This is a genomic window from Rhodococcus sp. 1R11, from assembly GCF_004563845.1.
Taxonomy (GTDB): Bacteria; Actinomycetota; Actinomycetes; order Mycobacteriales; family Mycobacteriaceae; genus Rhodococcoides.
On sequence record NZ_SPNG01000002.1, the window covers coordinates 508,255 to 531,718 of the forward strand.

At 63.7% G+C, this 23,464-nt stretch carries 19 protein-coding genes and 1 tRNA gene; 9 read left to right on the plus strand and 11 right to left on the minus strand.

All coding sequences use genetic code 11. From position 1 onward, the window contains the following. Positions 1–184 precede the first annotated feature (184 nt). From gltB to E4P29_RS05670, 4 genes are all read left to right on the plus strand, one after another. Positions 185–4,768 (plus strand): glutamate synthase large subunit, encoded by a 4,584-nt coding sequence (gene gltB, locus E4P29_RS05655; RefSeq protein WP_135042779.1) that lies wholly within the window; start codon positions 185–187, stop codon positions 4,766–4,768. Continuing rightward, on the plus strand, positions 4,761–6,266 hold the full coding sequence (locus tag E4P29_RS05660) for a glutamate synthase subunit beta (RefSeq protein WP_135042617.1): 1,506 nt from the start codon (positions 4,761–4,763) through the stop codon (positions 6,264–6,266). The genes gltB and E4P29_RS05660 overlap by 8 nt, the downstream gene beginning before the upstream one ends. A gap of 122 nt (positions 6,267–6,388) precedes the next feature. Beyond that, the gene (gene pyk / locus E4P29_RS05665) at positions 6,389–7,807 is read left to right on the plus strand and encodes a pyruvate kinase (RefSeq protein WP_027497274.1); all 1,419 of its coding nucleotides are present in this window, start codon (positions 6,389–6,391) and stop codon (positions 7,805–7,807) included. After that, complete coding sequence (locus tag E4P29_RS05670) at positions 7,808–8,737, plus strand: acyl-CoA thioesterase II (protein WP_032370334.1); 930 nt, start codon at positions 7,808–7,810, stop codon at positions 8,735–8,737. Here E4P29_RS05670 and E4P29_RS05675 read toward each other — a convergent pair. After that, positions 8,703–9,224 carry a DNA-deoxyinosine glycosylase gene (locus tag E4P29_RS05675; protein WP_135042619.1) on the minus strand — a complete coding sequence of 174 codons (522 nt, stop codon included), beginning with the start codon at positions 9,222–9,224 and terminating at the stop codon, positions 8,703–8,705. The two genes, E4P29_RS05670 and E4P29_RS05675, sit on opposite strands and share 35 nt — an antisense overlap. 56 nt (positions 9,225–9,280) lie before the next feature. Here E4P29_RS05675 and E4P29_RS05680 point away from each other — a divergent pair, with 56 nt between their 5' ends. Next, on the plus strand, positions 9,281–9,484 hold the full coding sequence (locus tag E4P29_RS05680) for a hypothetical protein (protein WP_135042621.1): 204 nt from the start codon (positions 9,281–9,283) through the stop codon (positions 9,482–9,484). Here the strand turns inward: E4P29_RS05680 and E4P29_RS05685 are convergent. Then, on the minus strand, positions 9,460–9,951 hold the full coding sequence (locus E4P29_RS05685; RefSeq protein WP_135042623.1) for an anthrone oxygenase family protein: 492 nt from the start codon (positions 9,949–9,951) through the stop codon (positions 9,460–9,462). The genes E4P29_RS05680 and E4P29_RS05685 overlap by 25 nt on opposite strands. A 124-nt stretch (positions 9,952–10,075) precedes the next feature. Between E4P29_RS05685 and E4P29_RS05690 the strand changes: the two genes are divergently transcribed. Beyond that, positions 10,076–11,065, plus strand: coding sequence for an AraC family transcriptional regulator (locus E4P29_RS05690; RefSeq protein ID WP_209205309.1), 990 nt, complete (start codon positions 10,076–10,078; stop codon positions 11,063–11,065). Here the strand turns inward: E4P29_RS05690 and E4P29_RS05695 are convergent. The 3 genes from E4P29_RS05695 to E4P29_RS05700 all read right to left on the minus strand — a co-directional run bounded on the left by E4P29_RS05695 (position 11,050) and on the right by E4P29_RS05700 (position 12,101). Continuing rightward, complete coding sequence (locus tag E4P29_RS05695; RefSeq protein WP_135042625.1) at positions 11,050–11,781, minus strand: AAA family ATPase; 732 nt, start codon at positions 11,779–11,781, stop codon at positions 11,050–11,052. The two genes, E4P29_RS05690 and E4P29_RS05695, sit on opposite strands and share 16 nt — an antisense overlap. 3 nt (positions 11,782–11,784) lie before the next feature. Then, the gene (locus tag E4P29_RS25875) at positions 11,785–11,961 is read right to left on the minus strand and encodes a hypothetical protein (RefSeq protein WP_165430221.1); all 177 of its coding nucleotides are present in this window, start codon (positions 11,959–11,961) and stop codon (positions 11,785–11,787) included. Between the two features lie 63 nt (positions 11,962–12,024). After that, positions 12,025–12,101 (minus strand) — tRNA-Leu (locus E4P29_RS05700). Positions 12,102–12,221: 120 nt separating this feature from the next. Here E4P29_RS05700 and E4P29_RS05705 point away from each other — a divergent pair. After that, positions 12,222–12,854: an ANTAR domain-containing response regulator gene (locus tag E4P29_RS05705; protein WP_027497267.1), complete on the plus strand. Its 633-nt coding sequence runs from the start codon at positions 12,222–12,224 to the stop codon at positions 12,852–12,854. A 174-nt stretch (positions 12,855–13,028) separates the two neighbouring features. Then, complete coding sequence (locus tag E4P29_RS05710; RefSeq protein WP_135042627.1) at positions 13,029–14,363, plus strand: ABC transporter substrate-binding protein; 1,335 nt, start codon at positions 13,029–13,031, stop codon at positions 14,361–14,363. Between the two features lie 151 nt (positions 14,364–14,514). Here E4P29_RS05710 and E4P29_RS05715 read toward each other — a convergent pair whose 3' ends face one another. The 4 genes from E4P29_RS05715 to E4P29_RS05730 are packed head-to-tail and all read right to left on the minus strand — an operon-like array spanning position 14,515 to position 18,742. Continuing rightward, the gene (locus E4P29_RS05715) at positions 14,515–15,318 is read right to left on the minus strand and encodes an ABC transporter ATP-binding protein (RefSeq protein WP_027497265.1); all 804 of its coding nucleotides are present in this window, start codon (positions 15,316–15,318) and stop codon (positions 14,515–14,517) included. After that, complete coding sequence (locus E4P29_RS05720; protein ID WP_135042629.1) at positions 15,318–16,412, minus strand: ABC transporter ATP-binding protein; 1,095 nt, start codon at positions 16,410–16,412, stop codon at positions 15,318–15,320. The genes E4P29_RS05715 and E4P29_RS05720 overlap by 1 nt, the downstream gene beginning before the upstream one ends. Then, entirely contained in the window at positions 16,405–17,394 is a 990-nt protein-coding gene (locus E4P29_RS05725; protein ID WP_135042631.1) for a branched-chain amino acid ABC transporter permease, read from the minus strand. Before E4P29_RS05725 ends, E4P29_RS05720 begins: the two co-directional genes overlap by 8 nt. Before the next feature lie 7 nt (positions 17,395–17,401). Continuing rightward, a complete protein-coding gene (locus E4P29_RS05730) occupies positions 17,402–18,742 on the minus strand; it encodes a branched-chain amino acid ABC transporter permease (protein WP_135042633.1) in 1,341 nt (446 codons plus the stop codon). 260 nt (positions 18,743–19,002) lie between these two features. Here E4P29_RS05730 and polA point away from each other — a divergent pair, with 260 nt between their 5' ends. After that, positions 19,003–21,744: a DNA polymerase I gene (gene polA / locus E4P29_RS05735; protein WP_135042635.1), complete on the plus strand. Its 2,742-nt coding sequence runs from the start codon at positions 19,003–19,005 to the stop codon at positions 21,742–21,744. Between the two features lie 128 nt (positions 21,745–21,872). On the opposite strand, the gene trxA is transcribed toward polA, so the two are convergent. After that, positions 21,873–22,244: a thioredoxin gene (trxA, locus tag E4P29_RS05740; protein WP_027497260.1), complete on the minus strand. Its 372-nt coding sequence runs from the start codon at positions 22,242–22,244 to the stop codon at positions 21,873–21,875. 89 nt (positions 22,245–22,333) lie between these two features. Next, positions 22,334–23,332, minus strand: a complete 999-nt coding sequence (locus E4P29_RS05745) for a helix-turn-helix domain-containing protein (RefSeq protein WP_135042637.1) — start codon at positions 23,330–23,332, stop codon at positions 22,334–22,336. Between the last annotated feature and the right edge of the window lie 132 nt (positions 23,333–23,464).

A 23,464-nucleotide genomic window follows, 5' to 3' on the forward strand; every position in this document is an offset into this window, starting at 1 on the left:
CGATCTCGGATTCTTTCGCGGGCCAGAGCTGTCCCGGTGAATTCCCGATAGGCATCGAATTCGATCGATCCGGCACTCGATGCCGGTTCGGGCGACCAGCCGGCGGGGTAGCCGAGGCTCACAGTGCAGCGTGTCGACACTGCGCCATCCGAAGCACCCACCGGTCTACGTGGAGGTGATCGTGGTGTTGTTTTCTCGGATGCCTGCCGAGCAAGGACTGTACGACCCGAGCGCGGAGAAGGACTCCTGCGGTGTGGCGATGATCGCCGACATCGCCGGACGACGTTCGCACTCGATCGTGTCCGACGGTGTACTGGCACTGGAGAACCTGGAACATCGTGGTGCTGCCGGTGCCGAGCCCAACAGTGGTGACGGCGCGGGCATTCTGATCCAGCTGCCCGTCGAACTTCTCGATTCGTTGTCGTCGTTCGAGCTACCGTCCGCCAACGCCGACGGTGAGAACACCTTCGCAGCGGGTGTCTGCTTTCTGCCGCAGGGCATCCGCGAGCGCGGGTCGGCCGTGCAGCGTGTCGAATCCATTGCAGCCGAAGAGGGTCTCGAGGTCCTGGGTTGGGTTCCGGTCGAGGTCGATCCCGATCGCGCCGATGTCGGACTGACCGCGCTCGGATGCATGCCGTACATGAGCTATCTCTTCGTCGCGGCCCCCGAGGTCGACGGTTCGCGTCCGGCCGGTCTCGAACTCGACCGATTGGTGTACGGGCTGCGTAAGCGGTCGGAGCGCGTCACCCCGGAGATCGAGGCCGAGGGCTCGGGCCTGTTCTTCCCTTCGCTGTCCTCACGCACCATCGTCTACAAGGGCATGCTCACCACCATGCAGCTGCCCCTGTTCTTCCCGGAGCTGCGTAACCCGTTGTGTACGAGTGCAATTGCCATCGTGCACAGTCGTTTTTCCACCAATACCTTCCCGTCGTGGCCGTTGGCGCACCCGCACCGCTACGTAGCGCACAACGGAGAGATCAACACGGTCAAGGGCAACAGGAACCGGATGCGAGCTCGGGAAGCGATGCTGTCCAGCGATCTCATCCCCGGCGATCTGGAGCGGCTTTTCCCCATCTGTAATCCCGATGCATCCGATTCGGTGTCGCTCGACGAGGTCCTCGAATTGCTGCACCTGGGCGGCCGGAGCGTTCCCCACGTCGTGATGATGATGGTGCCGGAGCCGTGGGAGAACCATCGCACGATGGATCCGCGGGTACGGGCGTTCTATCAGTTCCACTCGTCGATGATGGAAGCGTGGGACGGTCCCGCCTGCGTCACGTTCACCGACGGTAGTTACGTCGGCGCCGTCCTCGATCGCAACGGTCTGCGTCCCGGTCGGTGGTGGCAGACGGCCGACGGTCGGGTGATCCTCGCGAGCGAGGCGGGTGTGCTGGACGTGCCGCAGTCTCAGGTCGTCGCCAAGGGTCGCCTCGAACCGGGCAAGATGTTTCTGGTCGACACCGTCGCCGGGCGTCTCGTTCCCGACGAGGAGATCAAACTGCAACTGGCGCAGGAACATCCTTACCAGGAGTGGCTGCACGCCGGCTTGCTGGAAATCAAGAGCCTGCCCGAGCGCGCCCACATTCAGTACAACCACGAGTCCGTGATCCGCAGGCAGATCGCGTTCGGCTACACCGAGGAAGATCTCCGCGTCGTGCTCACCCCGATGGCCGCCTCCGGGGGCGAGCCACTGGGGTCGATGGGGACCGATACCCCGTCCGCGGTGATGTCCCAGCGATCTCGTCAGCTGTACGACTACTTCATCGAGCTGTTCGCGCAGGTCACGAACCCGCCACTCGACTCCATCCGAGAAGAGATCGTGACCTCGTTGTCGCGCGTGATGGGACCGGAGCAGAATCTGCTCGAGCCCACTGCCGCGTCGTGCAGACAGATCGTGTTGCCGTGGCCGGTGCTGGACAACGACGAACTCAACAAGATCATTCACATCGACGACGACGGTGATCATCCCGGTCTGTCGGCCATCGTGCTGCGCGCACTGTACGAGGTCGAGCGTGGTGGGGAAGGTCTGGCCGAGGCCATCGAGGAGCTGCGCTCGCGGGCATCGGAAGCCATCGCTGCCGGCTACCGCACGCTGATCATCTCCGATCGTGATTCGGACCACACTCGGGCACCGATTCCGTCCCTGCTGGCCACCTCTGCTGTGCATCACCATTTGGTGCGCACCAAGGAACGCACCAAGGTCGCCCTCGTCGTCGAGTCCGGCGATGCACGAGAAGTGCACCACCTGGCCCTGCTGATCGGATTCGGTGCGGCGGCGGTCAACCCGTACCTGGCCATGGAGTCGATCGAGGACTTGGTCGGCGAAGGCGAGCTCACCGGGGTCGAACCCACTGTCGCGGTGCGCAACTACCTGTACGGGCTCGGCAAGGGCGTGCTCAAGGTCATGTCCAAGATGGGCATCTCGACCGTCGGGTCCTACACCGGCGCTCAGGTTTTCGAGGCGGTCGGTCTCGATCGCGAGGTCGTGCGCGAGTACTTCAAGGGCACCGTCAGCAAGCTCGGCGGAGTCGGTCTCGACGTCCTCGCCGAAGAGGTCAAACTGCGTCACCGGAAGGCATACCCGGAGAATCCCACCGACCGTGTTCACCGCCGCCTCGAGATCGGCGGTGAGTACCAGTTCCGGCGTGAGGGCGAACTCCACCTGTTCACTCCCGAGACGGTGTTCCTGTTGCAGCACGCAACACGCACCGGTCGCTACGACGTGTTCCAGAAGTACAGCGACGAAGTGAACCGGCTCGCCCGCGAGGGGGGTGCACTCCGCGGCCTGTTCGAGTTCAAAGACCAGGTGCGCACGCCTGTTCCACTCGACGAGGTGGAGCCGGTCGAGTCCATCGTCACTCGGTTCAACACCGGCGCGATGAGCTACGGATCCATCTCTGCCGAGGCACACGAGACCATGGCCGTTGCGATGAACAATCTGGGTGGGCGCTCCAACTCCGGTGAGGGCGGAGAGGACGTCGACCGCCTCTACGATCCGAGCCGGCGCAGTGCCGTCAAGCAGGTCGCGAGTGGACGGTTCGGGGTGACCAGCGATTATCTGGTCAACGCCACCGACATTCAGATCAAGATGGCGCAGGGTGCCAAACCCGGTGAGGGCGGGCAGCTGCCCGGTTACAAGGTGTACCCGTGGGTGGCCAAGACTCGGCACTCGACGCCCGGGGTCGGCCTGATCTCCCCGCCTCCGCACCACGACATCTATTCCATCGAGGATCTCGCGCAGTTGATCCACGATCTCAAGAACGCCAACGAGAACGCTCGCGTCCACGTCAAACTCGTCAGCTCGGTAGGAGTGGGCACGGTGGCGACGGGAGTGAGCAAGGCGCACGCCGACGTCGTACTGATCTCGGGATACGACGGTGGCACGGGCGCGGCTCCGTTGACGTCTCTCAAGCATGCCGGTGCGCCCTGGGAAATCGGGCTGGCCGACGCCCAACAGACGTTGGTGCTCAACGGACTTCGCGATCGCATCACCGTCCAGTGCGACGGCGGAATGCGCACCGGCCGTGATGTGATCGTCGCGGCGCTGCTCGGTGCCGAGGAATTCGGGTTCTCGACGGCACCTCTGATCGTCGCGGGATGCATCATGATGCGGGTCTGCCATCTCGACACCTGCCCGGTGGGTGTCGCGACTCAGAACCCCGACCTGCGCAAGCGGTTCACCGGCAAGCCCGAGTTCCTCGAGGACTTCTTCAGGTTCGTCGCCGAGGATGTGCGAAAGTATCTCGCGCAGCTCGGTTTCCGCAGTATCGACGAGGCCGTCGGCCACGCCGACGTGCTCGAGACCGCTGCCGGTGTCGCACATTGGAAGAGCAAGGGACTCGACCTCACACCCATCTTCGCAATGCCGGTGGATCGGCACGGCGCGCCCATGACACAGCGTCGACGCCTACGCGATCAGGACCACGGCCTCGATTTCGCGCTGGATCGCACGCTGATCCAGCTGGCCGAGGGCGCACTGGAGGACGCGCATCCGGTGACGCTGGAGCTGCCCGTGCGCAACGTCAACCGTACGGTCGGAACACTTCTGGGGTCCGAGGTCACGCGACGCTACGGCGCGGCCGGGCTTCCCGACGACACGATTCGCGTGTCGTTCACCGGCTCTGCCGGGCAATCGCTCGGTGCATTCCTACCACCCGGAATCACGATCGATCTCGTCGGTGACGCGAACGACTACGTTGGCAAGGGCCTGTCAGGAGGACGAATCGTCGTCCGACCGGCCGAGGACGCACCCTTCGTTGCCGAGGACAACGTCATTGCCGGAAACACGATTCTCTACGGAGCTACGTCGGGCGAGGTGTACCTGCGCGGTAAGGCGGGGGAGCGGTTTGCCGTGCGCAACTCCGGAGCCGTTGCGGTCAACGAGGGCGTGGGCGATCACGCCTTCGAGTACATGACGGGCGGACGGGTGGTCGTGCTCGGGCCGACGGGACGCAACATGGCGGCCGGCATGTCCGGCGGTATTGCCTTCGTTCTCGGTCTCGACCCCGCGGACGTGAACACGGCGATGGTCGAGTTGCAGGTTCCCGATCCGGACGATCTGGTGTGGCTGCGCGAGACGGTCGAGAACCACGAGCGCTGGACCGGCTCCACCGTCGCGACCTCGCTGCTCGCCGACTGGCCCCGCCGGTCCGCTCTGTTCACCAAAGTCATGCCCGTCGACTACCAGCGTGTGCTGGAGGCGACACGAATGGCGCGAGCCGAGGGGCGCGACGTCGACACTGCGATCATGGAGGCTGCACGTGGCTGATCCACAGGGATTTCTGAAGGTCGTCAAGCGTGAGGCCGCCAAGCGTCCTATCGACGAACGGGTCAGGGACTGGAACGAGGTGTACTCGGATCAGCCCAGCAGCGAACGCGCAGCCGAGGTCTCGGAACAAGCGCGCCGCTGCATGGATTGCGGAATTCCGTTCTGCCACTCCGGAACTGCTGGATGCCCGCTGGGCAACCTGATTCCGGAATGGAACGATCTCGTTCGCCGCGATCGGTGGGACGCGGCCAGTGATCGGTTGCACGCCACCAACAACTTCCCGGAGTTCACCGGCCGAGTGTGTCCGGCCCCGTGTGAATCCGCTTGTGTGCTGTCCATTTCCGAGGCCGCTACCGGCGGAAGTGTGACGATCAAGCGGGTCGAGCAGACCATCGCAGACCTGGCCTGGGAACAGGGCAGCGTCGTCCCGCAGCCGCCGACGATCACCACCGGTAAGCGAGTGGCCGTCGTGGGTTCGGGTCCGGCGGGTCTGGCTGCGGCGCAACAGCTCACCAGGGCCGGTCACGATGTCACCGTGTACGAGCGCGACGATCGGCTCGGTGGATTGCTTCGATACGGGATCCCCGAATTCAAGTTGGAGAAGTCGGTGCTGGATCAGCGGCTGATGCAGATGCGGGCCGAGGGCACGCATTTCGTCACCGAGTGTGAGGTCGGCATCGACTTCACCGTCGAGCAACTGCGCGCGGGCTTCGATGCGGTCGTGCTCGCCGTCGGCGCTTTGCGGGCTCGCGACAACACCGAGGTGATCGGTCGCGAACTCGACGGCATTCACCTGGCGATGGAGCATCTGGTGCCGTCGAACAAGGAATGTGAGGGCGACGGGCCGACGTCGATATCCGCTGCCGGCAAGCATGTGGTGATCATCGGCGGCGGAGACACCGGGGCCGATTGTCTGGGCACGGCTCACCGTCAGGGTGCCGCGTCGGTCACTCAGCTCGACTACAACCCTGCTCTTCCCGGTGCCCGCGACGACGGCCTTTCGCCGTGGCCGTCGTGGCCGCTGGTGCTTCGGACGTCGCCTGCGCATGCGGAGGGTGGCGTCGTGCGTCATCAGGTCGCCGTGCAGCGATTCCTCGGCGACGAGCGTGGACATGTGCGCGCCATGGTGCTCGCCGAGGTCGAGGTGCAGCGCGACGCGGACGGGCGACGCATCGTCACGCCCATCGGTGAAGAGGTCGAATTACCCTGTGATCTGGCGTTGTTCGCCATCGGATTCGAGGGTGTCGAACACGGACCGCTGCTCGACGACTACGGCCTGGCGCTGACCAAGCGCGGCGCGTTGTCGTGTGGTCCCGATTGGCAGACAACGGCCCCGGGTGTGTTCGTCTGCGGGGATGCCCACCGCGGTGCGTCGTTGGTCGTGTGGGCGATCGCAGAGGGTCGTTCGGCAGCCAACGGGGTCGACGCTTTCCTCACCGGACACTCGGAATTGCCGTCTCCGGTGCACCCCACGGCACTGCCTCTGGCGGTGGTGTGACACTCGTCTCTGTACCGGTACAGGTGCTTCGAGCAGCGGTCCAGCGAGGCTACCCGTCGGTAGTATCCGGGCGGGTTCCTCTGCGATAGAGAACGGGGCGTCCAGCGGCTACGCTCGCAACCGTGAGCCGACGTACGAAGATTGTCTGCACCCTTGGACCCGCAACCGCAACCACAGAGCGCATCCGCGAACTCGTCGAGAGTGGAATGGATGTCGCACGACTGAACTTCAGCCATGGCGATCACCCCGATCACCAGGCCAACTACGAGAGAGTTCGCGCCGCATCGGACGCCACCGGCAAAGCCGTGGGCATCCTGGCCGACCTGCAGGGACCGAAGATTCGACTCGGCCGATTCGCCGAGGGCTCCACCACCTGGGCCGCCGGTGAACTCATCCGCATCACCGTCGAGGAGTGCGAGGGCACCCACGATCGCGTGTCGACCACGTACAAGGAGCTGGCCCAGGACGCCAAGGAAGGCGACCGCCTGCTCGTCGACGACGGCAAGGTCGGCCTCGTCGTCACCGGTGTCGAAGGCAACGACGTGCTGTGCCGGGTCACCGAGGGTGGTCCGGTCAGTAACAACAAGGGCGTCTCCCTGCCCGGCATGGACGTCTCCGTTCCTGCCATGAGCGAGAAGGACATTGCGGACCTCGAGTTCGCCCTCGCGCTGGGATGCGATTTCATCGCCCTGTCGTTCGTGCGTTCGCCCGCCGATGTCGAACTCGTCCACGCGGTCATGGACCGCGTCGGCCGCCGAGTTCCTGTCATTGCCAAGCTCGAGAAGCCCGAGGCCGTCGACAACCTCGAAGCCATCGTTCTCGCGTTCGACGCCATCATGGTCGCCCGCGGCGACCTCGGTGTCGAGCTGCCGCTCGAGCAGGTGCCGCTGGTGCAGAAGCGCGCCATCCAGATCGCCCGCGCCAACGCCAAGCCCGTGATCGTTGCGACACAGATGCTGGAGTCGATGATCGAGAACTCCCGTCCCACGCGCGCCGAGGCGTCCGACGTCGCCAACGCAGTGCTCGACGGTACCGACGCGGTCATGCTGTCCGGTGAGACCTCGGTCGGCAAGTACGTCATGGAGACGGTGCGGACGATGGCTCGGATCGTCGAGACCGTGGAAACCGAAGGCGACAGCGTTCCTCCGCTGACCCACGTTCCTCGTACCAAGCGCGGTGTCATTTCCTACGCCGCCCGCGACATCGGCGAGCGTCTGGACGCGAAGGCACTCGTGGCCTTCACCCAGTCGGGCGACACCGTGCGACGGTTGGCTCGCCTGCATACGAAGCTCCCGTTGCTCGCATTCACCTCGATCTCCGAGGTCCGCAGTCAGCTGTCCCTCAGCTGGGGTACCGAGACGTTCCTGGTTCCCGACGTGGGCTCGACGGATGCGATGGTCAAAGAGGTCGACAAGGCGTTGCTCGAACTCGGTCGTTACAACCGAGGCGATCAGGTCGTGATCGTCGCCGGTGCCCCTCCCGGCACAGTAGGCTCGACCAACTTGATCCATGTGCACCGAATCGGAGAAGAGGACCGGTAAGTGGTCGAAGCGGGGGGAACCGGCGTCAGCGAGAGCGCGCCGAGCAGTACAGCAGTACGCGGAACCGATCTCGAAACCCTTCTCGGTCTCCTCGCCCTCGAGGAGACCGAGGAGGATGTGTTCATCGGACAGCATCCGGAGCAGGTGGGGAGCCGGACGTTCGGTGGGCAGCTCGTCGCTCAGGCGCTCATCGCCGCCGGCCGGACTGTGTCCGGAACGTCCCGGGACGTTCATGCGATCAATGCGCACTTCATCCGTGGTGGTGACGTCAAGAAGCCCATCGAATACCGGGTGAGTCGTCAGCGCGACGGCCGTGCGTTCGCCAACCGGCAGGTCACGGCGCTGCAGGACGGTAACGAGCTGTTCGTGATGCTCGCTGCTTTCCAGGATTTCGGTAAGGGCCTCGAGCACAGCGTCGAGGTTCCCGAGGTTCCGTATCCCGACGCCCTGCCGCCTCTCGGCGACCACTTCGTGGGGTTCGAGGACCGACTGCAGATGTTCGTCGACGCACTCAAACCGATCGACATGCGGTACGCGAACGATCCGGCGTGGATCATGCACGGCACCGGTGAGAAGCTCAACCACAATCGAGTGTGGATGAAAGCGGACGGCGATCTGCCGGACGAGTCGATCTTTCACGCCGCGACCATGGGCTACGCGTCGGACACCACGGTGCTCGATTCGATCATCACCACCCATGGACTGTCCTGGGGACTCGACCGCATCGTGGCGGCGACGGTCAACCACTCCATCTGGTTCCACCGACCGTTCCGATTCGACGAGTGGGCTCTGTATGCGACCGAATCGCCGGTCGCGGCCGGATCGCGGGGACTCGCCACCGGCCGATTCTTCTCGATGGACGGTCAGTTGCTCGCAACCGTCGTGCAGGAGGGCCTCATTCGCCACTTCCCGAAACGCGTTCGCGCCTGAGTGCTGCCGACCACAGTCGAGTCTTGGCTTCGAGTGTGAGTGAGGCGTGCGCTGGACTGGTGGACGGCAGACGGATGCACTCGATGTCCGGCTGCACCGCGTTCGCGACGTATCTGCGATAGCTCTCGGCAGCTTTGGCTCCGTTGAACAGCACGGTGTCGATGCCGGGATGGCCGGCGATGAGGTTCGCGACATCGTTTGCCACAATGGATAATTCGACTATGGCCGAGTCCAGGCTTCCGGTCCGAGTACACAGCTTCAGTACGTCCCATACGGCAATCCCGCTGCGCGCCAGTCTCTCTGTTCGTGCCTCGTACGCAAATTCCGGCCCGGCACCGAACAACGTTCCCATGATCGGCCAGAACGCATTTCGGGGATGGGCGTAATACTGCTGAGCAGCGAGCGACGCGACACCGGGCATCGAACCGAGTATCAGCGTATGAGCATGCTCGTCGACTATCGGTTCGAAGCTGTGCACGACGTTCATGTCGCGATTACAGCAAACAGCGCGCGCAGGCACTCGGGTGGGACCACAATGGAGAGATGTTGGATCCACGCGTACTCGACAACAACGAACTCGAAGCCGAACTCGCCGCCCTGCGCAGAGGACGCGACGCCGCGATGGACGAAGGCGCGCGCGACGTCTCGACCGCCGACACCGACCATCTCATCGCCCGCTTCGAGGACGAGATTCGCAGGCGTCACCAGGACGGTGAGTCCGATCAGCCGAGCACAGATCTGCCCTGACCGAGGATCAGCGCGGCGCACGCCGCCGTCGACGAGATGATCCTGACGGTATTCCACCGCGTCCAGCTCGACGTGAACGTCTGCCACATGTCGACTCCCGACGGACTCGCCGGATCCACCGCTGCCAATGCATCGTTGAGTGGGACGTTGAACGCCACCGTGACCACGAAGCAGCCCACCACGTAGAGCGCTGCTCCCGCGCCGACCCAGGTCGATCGCCCACCCTCCGTGGTGATCGCGAGAACGGTTGCGAGAGAACAGGTCAACGCGGTACCGACGAACAGCGTCAGAAACAGCGGGTTCAGGATCGCGGCGTTCGCTCTCTGCATCGCGGCGATCGCGTCGGGCACCGGTAACGACGCCAGGCCAGGAAGAACACTGACCGAGAACGCGAGCATGACGCCCGCGACGAGGCCGCATCCGACTGCTGCGACCAGGGTGGCGATCGAGGAGATCTTGTCGATCATTGGTGCGTCCTTCCCGTGGATTCGTCGTGCGCTTCCGACCTTTCCGCGTCGCGGGTGGATGGACAATGCGCGCGGGGCTCGATTTCATGTCCGATCGTCCCGGCCGTGGGGGGACAATTGTCCGGTGCGTGGAGCCGACCCCTGGAAGTCACCCGATCCGCTCGGTGAGGCTTTGCATTTCCTCCGAATGACCGGGTCCTTCTACGTGCGCTCCGAGATGAGTGGCTCGTGGGGGCTGGCCCTACCCGCGATGGACGACGCTGTGTGGTTCCACACCGTGGTCGACGGGTCGTGTGTGCTGTCGGTCCCCGGGGAGTCGACGCGTGAGCTCGTTCCCGGCGACTTCGCGTTGGTTCCCCACGGGCGTGGGCACGTGTTGGCGGCCGACATCGAGTCTGTCGGCGACGCGACCAGCGTGTACGAGGTGCCACACGACTACGTCAGCGACCGGTACGCGGTGATCACCCAGTGCGATGCGAGCGGACCCGACACCGTATTGGTCTGCGGGGCCGTCCGGATGAATCATCCTGCGGCGCAGCAGCTTCTTCGGCTGTTACCGGCGGTGATCGTGATCGACGCAGACAGCGGACCGCGGCGCGCACGGATGCAGAACATCCTCGCGATGGTGGCCGACGAGGCACGATCACTCGAGCCCGGGGGAGAGGCGGTGATCACCAGGCTTTCCGACGTTCTGGTGATTCAGGCGTTGAGGTCATGGATTGCGGACACTCCGAGCGCGCAGTCCGGTTGGCTGGGAGCATTGCAGGACGAGCGAATCGGAGGCGCGCTGGCTCGCATTCATCGAAATCCCCACGAGCGGTGGACCGTTGCGGCACTGGCGTCGAGTGCACACATGTCACGTTCGGCGTTCTCGGCTCGATTCACCGCATTGGTCGGCGATTCGGTGATGAGTTACCTGGCGGTGTGGCGAATGCAGGTTGCGTACGACACGCTTCGGTCCGAGGATGTGGTGCTGGCCGAATTGGCCCGTCGCAGTGGGTATTCGTCGGAAGCAGCATTCGGCAAAGCGTTCAAACGGGCGATGGGAGTCTCCCCGGGAAGTGTGCGTCGTCGTCAGGACGTGGCGTTGGTGCCGGTTCAGTCGAGCAGGTGACGGAGATACACGTTCGGATCGTCGAGATATCGCCGCCAGTGCTGAACCAATTCGAGTTCGTCCCAGGTGCTTCGGCGTAGACCGTGTTCACCCACTTCGACGATGTCCGCGCCGGGTGTCGAAGCCAGGATCGGTGAATGCGTGGCACAGACGAGCTGTGCCCCTTCCTCACCCAATCGAGACATCAACGCGACCAGGTGCAGGCATGCGGTGAACGACAGAGCCGACTCCGGTTCGTCCAGCACATAGAAGCCCGGTTCGGTCAACATCGCACCGAACATGGCCAGAAAGCCCTCACCATGGCTCATCTCGGCGGTGTTCTCGTCCCAGAAACCCGGCATGCCGCCGAGGTTCTCGGCCATGTCGAACGCAGTCTCGGCCCGCAGGAAGAACCCACGCTTCTGCTCCCGCGGACCCCGCAGCATGCGCGCGCCTCGTGGCGTGGTCTCGAGTTCGAGCACCTCGCCGAGGACGCTCGTCACCTCGTCCAGTCGACGAGACTTCTGCGCGGCCCGACCCCCGCGGGCGTCGATGCCGAAACGCTCTGCGATGGCCTCGACGAGAGTCGACTTACCGGAACCGTTGTCGCCTACCAGAATTGTGACCGGTGCGAGGAATTCGAGTCCCTCGCGCGTGAGGTCGGCGACAGCGGGAACGGTGAAGGGCCACTCCGATCCCACATCGTCGGCGTGGACAAAGGCGCGCTCTACGAACATGATTCAGGCGGTGACCAGGCGGTCGACGTAACCGGTCTCGTGGGCGGAGTCGGCGCTGCAGGTGTAGTAGACCCACTGAGCGGACTGGTCCGCGGAATCTCCGAAACGGTGGTCGACCTTCTGCGCGCACAATTTGCCCGCGCTGGTGTCATGGCAACGAAGACTGCTGGGTATGTACATCACCCCACTGTAGGCGTGATCGTGAGTGGACCCGACCGCTGTCGCGGCCGGTCGATCGTGCTGTGGTGCCCTCGGTGAGACTCGAACTCACACTGGACGGGTTTTGAATCCGTTTCCTCTGCCAATTGGGATACGAGGGCTGGCGTCTTTCAAGCAACGATTGACGAGTGTAGAAGATGCGCTTTCGGTGCCGTGCACCGGTACCCTTCAGTTGCTCGATGCCCCTGAGGGGCGACGACTGTCGAAGGAGACCGGTACAGATGAATGCTCCTGATACGCACGGTACTGGCAAGCCTGCGCTGCGGGTGGTGGTCGCGGAAGACGAATCCCTGATTCGTCTCGACCTGGTGGAGATGCTCCGCGAAGAGGGTTACGACGTGGTCGGTGAGGCTGCGGACGGTCAGCAGGCCGTGGAACTGGCTGTCGAACTTCGACCGGACCTGGTGATCATGGACGTGAAGATGCCGCGACGTGACGGCATCGACGCGGCTTCCGAGATCGCGGAGAAGCGGATCGCGCCGGTGGTGATTCTCACTGCATTCAGTCAGCGAGAGCTCGTGGAGAAGGCGCGCGATGCGGGTGCCATGGCCTATCTGGTCAAACCGTTCACCAAGGCCGATCTGATGCCTGCAGTCGAGTTGGCCGCGAGCCGGTTCGGCGAGATCTCTGCGCTCGAATCGGAGATCGCGGATCTTCAGGATCGACTCGAAACCCGCAAGTTGATCGAGAAGGCGAAAGGCGTCCTGATGGAGTCGCAATCGCTGACGGAACCGCAGGCGTTCAAGTGGATTCAGCGTGCCGCGATGGACCGACGCACGACGATGAAGGCGGTGGCCGAGGTCGTGATCGAAACACTCGGTACTCCGGCGAACAACCCTGTGGCAGAGAGCTGATCGGCCCGCGGAAAGCTACGGCCACGTAAAACTTCGACCTCTTAGGTCACAGTCAGGTCACGAGCGTCGTTCTAGGCCTTGCGAACCGGTTTCGAGCATTAGCGTCTGGTTCACACGTGAGCCACATGTAACTCAGGTGAGCTTCAACGACGAGCAATTTCAAGGAGAACCTAGATGGCAATTCGGACCTATGTCCGCACGGCTGCAGTGCTGAGCGTCACCTCGCTCGCACTGTTCGGCTGTTCGTCGAGCGACGACTCGGGCTCGACCGACTCCACCAGTGCCAGCGGCGGCACGTCGGCCGCGGAAACGACCGTCTCCACCGACTGCACTCCCGAGCAGGCCACCGCCGGATCCACTCCCGACACGTCGCCGCTGGTGGTAGGAACCCTCCTTCCCGAGACCGGCACCCTGGCCTTCCTCGGACCACCCGAGGTCGCGGGTGTCCGGTTGGCCGTCAACGATGTGAACGGTGCAGGCGGGGTCCTGGACCAGCCCGTCACTCTCATCCCCGGTGACTCGGGCGACACCACCACCGACACCGCCAACACCACGGTCGACCGTCTGCTCGCCGGCGGCTCGAACGTCATCGTCGGTGCGGCATCGTCCTCGGTCTCGCTCAAGGTCATCGACAAGATCGCCAGCGCGGGTGTCGTGCAGTTCTCGCCTGCCAACACCTCCGACCAGTTCGTCTGCTACCCGGACAAGGGCCAGTACTTCCGTACGGCACCCACCGATGTGCTGCAGGCACAGGCACTCTCGCAGCTGATCGCCGAGGACGGCGCGCAGCGCGTCGCCATCCTGGCTCTGAACGACCCCTACGGCACGGGCCTGGCCAAGAACACCGCCGACAACCTCGAAGAGGCGGGCATCGCGGCAGACCAGATCCAGACCACGATCTACGACCCGAACGCACAGTCGTTCAACGCCGAGGTCGACGGTGTGAAGAACTTCAACCCGGATGCCGTCGCCATCATCGGCTTCGAGGAGTCCGCGAAGATCATCACCCGTATGCACGAGATCGGCATCGGACCGTCCGACGGCACGTTGGTCTACGGCGTCGACGGCAACATGGGCAACGCCCTCGGTGAGTCGGTCGCTGCCGGCCTGCTCGACACGATGCGCGGCACCACCCCGCTGACCGACGTCGGCACCGCGTTCCAGGATCGTCTCAAGGGCGTGGATCCGGCACTGGTCGACTTCAACTACGCCGGTGAGTCCTACGACGCAGTCGTCATCTCGGCTCTCGCAGCCGAGCAGGCGAAATCGACAGCAGGCACCGACATCGCTGCCAACATCAACAGCATCACCAAGGACGGCACGAAGTGCACGAGCTACGCCGAGTGCCTCCCGCTCGTCAAAGCCGGCACCGATATCGACTACGACGGAATCACCGGCGCGCTGAACTTCAGTGACGCAGGCGAGCCCGCCACCGGTTCCTACGGCAACCTGGTCTTCGGACCGGACAACAAGCTGACGACAGACGGATACATCGTCGTCGGTGAGTGACCTGTAGCTGCTGCACAGCCTCCGGGCCCGAGTCCTGACATCAGGACTCGGGCCCGGAGTCGTTCGAATACACCACGTTGGGTACCTATGGCGCAGGTACGAGAAAGCCCCGACTCGAACTATGTCGAGTCGGGGCTTCTTGCCGAGAAGGTCAGGCCTTCTTCTCTTTGCTTCCCGCGAGAGTGCCGAGGTAGAGCTCGATCACCTTGGGGTCGTTCATCAGCGCCGGCCCGGTATCGGTGTAGGCGTTGCGACCTTGATCGAGAACATAGCCGCGGTCACAGATCTGCAGGCAGCGGCGAGCATTCTGCTCGACCATGATGATCGAGACACCCGCCGCGTTGATCTTCTTGCAGCGGATGAAGACCTCGTCCTGGAACATCGGCGACAAGCCTGCCGACGGCTCGTCGAGCAACAGCACCGACGGTTCCATCATCAGTGCGCGGCCCATGGCAACCATCTGGCGCTCACCGCCGGACAGTGCACCTGCCTTGACCTTCTTGCGTTCGCCGAGCAGTGGGAACAACTCGCTGACGAAGTCGAACCGCTCGCCGAACTTCTTCGGCCGCAGGTAGATTCCCATCTCGAGGTTCTCCTCGATCGTGAGCGATGGGAACACGTTCTGCGTCTGGGGCACGTATCCGACGCCCTTGGTCACCAGGACGTGTGCTTCGGCGGAGGTGATGTTGTCACCGCGCAGTTTCACACTGCCCTCGCGGACCGCCACGAGGCCGAACAGTGTTTTGAGCAGAGTCGATTTGCCGGCACCGTTGGGTCCGATGATGCCGACGATCTCACCGTCGTTCAGAAAGAAGTTGCACTCGCTGAGGATGTTGACGCCCGGGATGTACCCGGCGACCAGACCGTCGGCGCGCAGGAGTGCTCCTTCGGCCAGACGCGCATGCTCGCCCGGCGTGGCCGCGAACTCGGCCGGCGTCAGAGTTTGTTCGCTCATCAGTTGTCCTCCTTGGCTCGGTGCGAGCCGCCCGCAGCAGTGTCGGTGGCTGCGGGGCTGACGAACTCCGGTTCCGAAAGATCGCCTCCTGCTTGCAATTCCTCCACCTCGGCTTGCTTCAATGCCTCGGCCAGTTCGGCGGTGGCTCCGACGGGATTGCCGTCGGCGTCGAATTCGAGTGCTTGATCGTGATGGCTGCCGAGGTAGGCATCGACGACGGCACCGTTGTTGGAGAGTTCTTCCGGGGTGGACTCGGCGATGATGCTGCCCTGAGCCATCACAACCACCCAGTCGCTGATGTCGCGGATGACGTCCATGTCGTGTTCGACGAACACCACGGTCATGCCGTCGTCGCGCAGCGATTTGATGTGACCCAGAAGCGATTGCGTCAGAGCGGGATTGACCCCGGCCATCGGCTCGTCGAGCATGACCACCGACGGATCGGTCATCAGCGCTCGCGCCATCTCCAGGAGTTTGCGCTGACCGCCCGACAACGAGCCGGCCAGATCATCGGCCTTGGCGTCGAGTTTGAAGCGCCCCAGCAGTTCGTAGGCGCGTTCGGTGATCTGACGTTCCTGTGCCTTCCACGTCCACGGCATGAACGTGTTGATCATGCGCTCGCCGCGTTGGCCCGTCGCACCCAGTCGAACGTTGTCCAGCACAGTCAATTTCGACAGTGCCTTCGTCAACTGGAAGGTACGTACGACGCCTTTGCGCGCCACCTGATGTGGGTGCATCCGGCCGAGTTCCTGACCGTCCATCGACCACGTGCCGGTGTCGGGTCGGTCGAATCCGGTGAGCAGGTTGAACAGTGTGGTCTTACCCGCACCGTTCGGTCCGATCAGACCGGTGATGCACCCGCGCTGGATCTCGAGGTGCGCCACGTCGACGGCCTTGAGGCCGCCGAAGGTACGCGAGACCCCGTCGACCACCAATGTCGCGTCGGGCTTGGGTGCCCCGGGCTCGTTGGCAACGCCGGCGAACAGACTTGCGCGCTGATCGCTCGACAGTGCTTTGGCTGCACGTGCTTCGAGTGTGCTGGCTTTCTTGCTCGGTGTCGCATCTGCGGCGGCGCCGGTGCTCGGGTCAGGCATTGAGTTGAACCTCTCGCTTGTTGCCGAGAATGCCCTGGGGTCTGAACACCATCAGCACGGCGATCAGAATTCCCAGGAGTACGAATCGGGTGGCACCGACCTGGGCACCGGTGAGGTTGAGCACCGGATCGTCGCCCGAGATCAGTTGCCGCAGAATCGCGTCGGGAATGGACAGCAGGAACCAGAACAGCATTGCGCCGATCACGGGGCCGAACACCGTTGCGGCACCACCGAGGATGAGAGCGCCGAAGGCGAAGAACGTCTGTGCGGTCGAATAGAAGTCGGGGTTGATCGACTGCGTCTGCAGTGCGTTGAACACCCCGCCCATACCGCCGATCACGCCGCCGAGAACGAGCGCCTGCATCTTGTAGACGAACACGTTCTTGCCCAGCGACCGGGCGGCGTCCTCGTCTTCACGAACTGCCTTGAGGACACGGCCCCACGGGCTGTGTGTCAGCAGGTAGACGACCCCGCACAGCAGCAATACCAGCGTCCAACCGACGAGCATGGCCCACAGGTCGTTACCCAGGAACCGAATGCCGATGAAGCTGTAACTCTTTCCACCCTCGAATGGGCTGAGATTGGTGAACGGAGCTGCGAATCCGGTGATGCCGTTTGTGGACTTGGTCACCGAATCGGTTGCTGTGGAGCGGAATACCAGTCGCAGGATTTCCGATGCGGCGATCGTCACGATGGCGAGATAATCCGCTCGCAATCGCAGGGTCGGAATGCCGAGCACCAGAGCCAGCAGGCCGGCCGCAGCGAGACCGACCAGGATGCCGAGCCACAGTGGCTGCTCGTAGGTGATCGTGGTGATGCCGACCCCGTAGCCGCCGAGCAGGGCGAAGCCGATCTGGCCGAAGTTGAGCAGGCCGGCGTAGCCGAAGTGCAGGTTCAGGCCGATGGCGAGCAGTGCGTAGAAGATGGCCGACGGGCCGACCAGCTGAGCAAGAGAGATCTGAAGTGCGCCGATGATATCCATGTGCAGGTCACCCGATCCTTTGTCGCGAGCCGAGGATGCCCTGAGGACGGACGACGAGGATGAGAATCAAGACGAGCAACCCTCCGATGTATTTGAGGTCTGGATTGATGACCAACGTCGACCACTGCACGAGCAGGCCCACGATGACGCAACCGAGGAATGCGCCGTAGGCCGTGCCGAGTCCTCCGAGCGTGATTCCGGCGAACATGAGCAGCAGGAGTTTGAAGCCCATCTCCCATTGCACGCGACCACCGAGTTCCGAGAGCCCGAACAGCACGCCGCCGAGGGAAGCCAAGCCGCCGCCGAGGCACCACACGAACGTCACGACGCGCTCGACGTTGATACCCGACGAGGCAGCCAGATCACGATTGTCGGCCACCGCACGCATGGCTTTACCGATCTTGGTGCGCTGCAACATCAGCGCGACGCCGATGAGGACGACGACGCTGATGATGATGCAGGCGAGGTTGACATTGGTGATCGACAGTGGGCCCCAGTCGTTCTCGGTCTGAGCCTGGTAGTCGTCGAATGGTTCCGAGCGGTCGGAGAAGAAGATCAGGATGAGGTAGCGCAGGGCAATGGCGAGTCCGATCGTCACCACCAGCTGAGCGATCAGGCCGGTTCGACGTTTGCGCAACGGCCGCCAGATCAGGGCGTTGTTGAGCCAGCCGATCGCGACTCCGACGATGATTGCCAGCACGGTGGCCGGGATCAGTTGTATCCCGAGGCTCACATTGAAGAACCACGCTGCGACGGCTCCGAGAGTCACGAGTTCGCCGTGCGCGAAGTTGGTCAAGCCCGTCGTTCCGAAGATCAAGCTCAGACCGACAGCCGCGAGTGCGATGACCAGACCGAACCGGAAGCCGTCGACCGTGGTGCGCACGAACTTCTCGTAGAACGGGGTGCTGGTCGCAGTCCGGGCCTCACCGAAGGAGAAGATGACGGTGTTCGAGCGACCGGCCTGCACATCGCGCTCGACCTCGCCCTGCACGCTCACTCCATCGGGGAGCGTTTCCTGAACCACCTGGAATGTGTATGTGCCAGGAGACAATTCGAGAGTCCAGCGTCCGCCGGTCTCGCTGGTGGTGCGGGCTACTTCGCTGCCCGACGCGTCGAGCGCCGCAACATCGACACCTTCGAGGCGTTCTCCTCCGTTGTTGAGAGATCCCGCGACGCTGACGGCGTCGGCAGGCGGTGCCTGTTCAGCGCTGGTTCCCGGTGCGGCCGGGGGAGTGGGGGTAGGTTCCTGCGCCAACGCAGGCGCACTGAACAGCAGCGCCGCAATGGAACTCAGGATGGCGAGTAGGAGTGTTCGCTGGAAAACGCGAACTGCAGATCTTGCGCGCAACCTCGGTGGTTGCACCTTTCTGGTCCATCGAACATTTGGAGCCACGCACGTCCTCCGGACGGTTGTCGTTGAGTCACGGGATGGGGATTTACTGCAATTGTCGGACTCTATCCGTTGAAAGGACGCAAAATCGGCAACTGAGATTTCCGGAAAGTATCGGTTGTGTTTCGCGGCGACGGGAGATCGGTACCGCCGCGACTGCGTCGCGGTGCCCGCATCCGGCTACGTGATGTCGGACCCGCTACCTAGACTGGTCAACCGTGAGCCCAGTAACCGACAAAAGTGCAGCACCCGCAGCCCGGACCGATTCGAAGTCAGCCGAAGAGCGTCCGACGCTGCTCCTCATCGACGGTCACTCGATGGCCTTCCGCGCCTTCTTCGCGTTGCCGGCGGACAATTTCAAGACCACGAGCGGTCAGTCCACCAATGCCGTGTACGGGTTCACCTCGATGCTGATCAACCTGTTGCGAGACGAGAAGCCGACGCACATCGCTGCCGCCTTCGATGTGTCGCGGCAAACGTTCCGAGCCGAGCGCTTTCCCGAATACAAAGCGAACCGCAGCAAGACGCCGGACGAGTTCGCGGGCCAGGTGGACATCACCAAGGATGTGCTCGGTGCCATGGGCATTCCCGTGATGGCCGAGGCAGGATTCGAAGCCGACGACATCATCGCCACTCTGGTCACTCAGGCCGAGGCGCTGGGCTATCGCGTTCTCGTGGTCACCGGCGACCGTGACGCACTGCAGCTGGTCACCGACAACGTCACGGTGCTGTATCCCCGCAAGGGTGTCTCGGACCTGACGCGATTCACTCCGGACGAGGTCGCCACCAAATACGGTCTGACGCCGGCGCAGTACCCGGACTTCGCCGCCCTGCGCGGCGATCCGAGCGACAACCTTCCCGGCATCCCCGGCGTCGGCGAGAAGACGGCGACCAAGTGGATCGTCGAATACGGGTCGCTCACCGCCCTCGTCGACAATGTCGACAAGGTGAAGGGCAAGGTGGGCGATGCATTGCGGGCCAACCTGTCGAGTGTGGTGCTCAACCGCGAGCTCACCGAGATGGTGCGCGACGTGCCGTTGCCCTTCACGCCCGATCAACTCGAGCTGGCCCCGTGGGATCGCGAGAAGATCCACGCCCTGTTCGACGATCTGGAGTTTCGAATCCTGCGGGATCGACTGTTCGAGACACTGGCCTCGGTCGAGCCCGAGGCAGAAGAAGGGTTCGACGTCCGGGGCGGCATCGTCGCGCCCGGGGAGTTGGCGGCGTGGCTGGGAGAGCACGCGTCCGACGGTCGGCGCAGTGGGGTATCCATCCTCGGACCGCGCCGGCCGTACGACAGCGATGCGACGTCGGTGGCCATCGCGGCAGCAGACGGTGAGGGTGCCTTCGTCACCACGACGGCTCTCGACGAGTCCGACGAACGCGCTCTGGTCGCGTGGTTCGCCGATGCGGATCGACCCAAAGCTCTGCACGAGGCGAAGTGGGCACTGCATGCCGTTCGCGGTCGAGGGTGGACGCTCCGTGGGTTGACGACCGATACCGCGCTCGCGGCGTATCTCGTGCGGCCCGGTCAGCGGTCGTTCAACCTCGACGACCTGTCGCTGCGCTACCTCAAGCGCGAACTGCGCGTGGAAGACGCAGGCGAGGGGCAGATGTCGCTTCTCGACGCCGAGGACACCGCTGACGCGGCATTCGCCGAGGGCGAAATTCTCAAGGCGCGGGCGGTCATCGATCTCGCCGACGCCCTCGACGCGGAACTCGCGGCAATCGAGTCGACCACTCTGCTCTCGGAGATGGAACTGCCGCTGCTGACAGTGCTTGCCGATATCGAAGCGACGGGCATCGCAGTGGACGGCGATCACCTGCGTTCGTTGCAATCGGGTTTTGCTGCGCAGGTCGACGAGGCCGCGAATTCCGCCTACGGCGTGATCGACAAGCAGATCAATCTCGGGTCGCCGAAGCAGCTGCAGGTGGTGCTGTTCGAGGAACTCGACATGCCCAAGACCAAGAAGACCAAGACCGGGTACACCACCGACGCCGACGCACTTCAGGGGCTGTTCGAGAAGACCGAGCATCCGTTCTTGAAGTTCCTGCTCGACCACCGTGATGCCACACGGATGAAGGTGACGGTGGACGGCCTGCTCAAGTCCGTCGCCGAGGACGGCCGCATTCACACCACGTTCAATCAGACCGTCGCGGCCACCGGACGACTGTCGTCGACGGAACCGAACCTGCAGAACATCCCGGTGCGCAACGAGGCGGGACGCCACATCCGCGACGGTTTTGTGGTCGGTGCCGGCTACGACACTCTGCTCACCGCCGATTACAGCCAGATCGAGATGCGCATCATGGCACACGTATCCGGTGACGAGGGGCTGATCGAAGCGTTCAACACCGGTGAGGACCTGCACAGCTTCGTCGGTGCGCGCGCGTTCGGCGTACCGATCGACGAGGTCACCCCGGAACTGCGCCGTCGAGTCAAGGCCATGTCGTACGGCCTCGCCTATGGACTCAGCGCCTTCGGCCTCGCCGCGCAGTTGAAGATCTCCACCGACGAAGCCAAGCAGCAGATGGAGGCGTACTTCGCTCGATTCGGCGGCGTGCGCGACTACCTGCGCAACGCTGTCGAGGAAGCCCGAAAGGTGGGCTACACCTCGACGCTGTACGGCCGACGTCGTTACCTGCCCGATCTCAACAGCGACAACCGTCAGCGTCGCGAGGTCGCCGAGCGCGCGGCACTCAATGCTCCGATCCAGGGCACTGCCGCAGACATCATCAAGGTCGCGATGATCGACGTGCACAAGTCTCTGGCGGAGTCGACCCTGAAGTCGCGCATGCTGTTGCAGGTGCACGACGAGCTGGTACTCGAGGTCGTCGACTCCGAGCGCGAGGCAGTCGAGGCGTTGGTGCGTAACAAAATGTCGTCGGCCATCGAATTGTCGGTGCCCCTCGAGGTGTCGGTCGGCACCGGTCGCAGTTGGGATGCTGCAGCTCACTGAATCGGGCCAGCTCACTGAATCGGGCCAGCTCACTGAATCGGGCCAGCTCACTGATTCAACCCAAGGCACAGCGAAGGGCCGCTCACCGGATTCGGTGAGCGGCCCTTCGTTTCGTGCTGTGAGTGGATCTACTCCGCTGCGGGTGCCTGTTCGGCGATCTGCTGGCGGACGACGTCCATGTCGAGTGCCTTGATCTGGCCGACTAGGTCTTCGAGCGCCGGAGCGGGCAACGCACCGGGCTGGGCGTAGACCAGGATGCCCTCGCGGAACGCCATGATCGTCGGGATCGACTGGATCTGCGCTGCCGCAGCGAGCCCCTGCTCGGCCTCGGTATCGACCTTGGCGTGCACGATGTCCGGGTGCGCGTCGGACGACTTCTCGAACGTCGGCGCGAACTGGCGGCACGGACCGCACCAGGACGCCCAGAAATCGACCAACACCACATCGTTGCTGGTGACGATCTCGTCGAAATTCTGCTGAGTCAAAGTCTGAGTGGCCACGCGTACCCTTTCGATTGATTGCGCTTCTTGATGGTCTCAACGCAGAGGTTCTCCGGAATCATCCCGGACCCCCTTTGTTCCATGGCCCGTCACACGGGTTGCGGCGCGGCCCGGAATGTTCGGCGGTACGAGTTGGGCGTCGTGCAACGAAGTCGGACGAAATGCTGGCGCAGTGCTGCGGCATTGCCGAAACCGACGACTTCGGCGATCGAATCCATGGGCAGGTCGGAGTTCTCGAGGAGCTGCTGCGCAGCCAGTACGCGTTGGTCGTTGAGCCACCGCGCAGGCGTCGTGCCGGTCTCGGCCGCGAATTTGCGGGCGAACGTACGAGCCGACATGTTCACCCTCGCAGCCAGTCGTCCGATCGTGAGTTCCGAATCGAGGTTCTCGGTCATCCAATCGAGCAACGGTGCCAACGTTTCGGTTCGGATCGCGGGCAGGGGACTGGTGACGAACTGTGCCTGGCCGCCGTCGCGGTGCGGTGGAACGACCATTCTGCGCGCGATTCCGTTGGCCACGACACTGCCTTGGTACTTGCGCACGATGTGCAGGCACAGGTCGATACCGGCCGCCGTGCCCGCACTGGTCAGTACATTCCCGTCGTCCACGTAGAGAACGTTCGGATCGACCTGAGCCAACGGATATTTCGCAGCCAGGGAGGCCGAGTGTCGCCAGTGGGTCGTACACCGCCTGCCGTCGAGCAGGCCGGCCGCGCCGAGCACGAACGCGCCGTTGCACAGGCTGGCGACCAGCGCGCCTCGGTCCACCGCCGCACGGAGTTTGTGGAGTAATGGCTCGACCGAGGGGCTGTACTCACTGCCGCACACGTAGCTTCCGTCGTCGGCCGATTCGGTGCCGCCGGCCGGAACGATGATCAGATCGGCGCTGTCGAGCCGGTCGAGATCGTGGGGCACATCGATCGTGTAACCCACCCTGGTGCGAATCGTGTCGGGGACCCCTGCGATCAGCGAGAAGTCGTAGGTGGGCAGTCCTTCGTCGGAGCGGTCGAATCCGAACACCTCGCAGGCCACGCCGAGCTCGAACTGCTCGGTCAACGGCAGCAGTACTGCGACCACCTTCTTCAGCACGACAGCAGTATGGCAGAAAATCGACGATACCTGTCGTTACTGCCACTCGTGTTGGATCGGCGCAGGTAGGACGCTGGTGGCATGACAATTGTACTGGTGGTTGTGTTGATGTTTCTCGCCCTCGATGCGTGG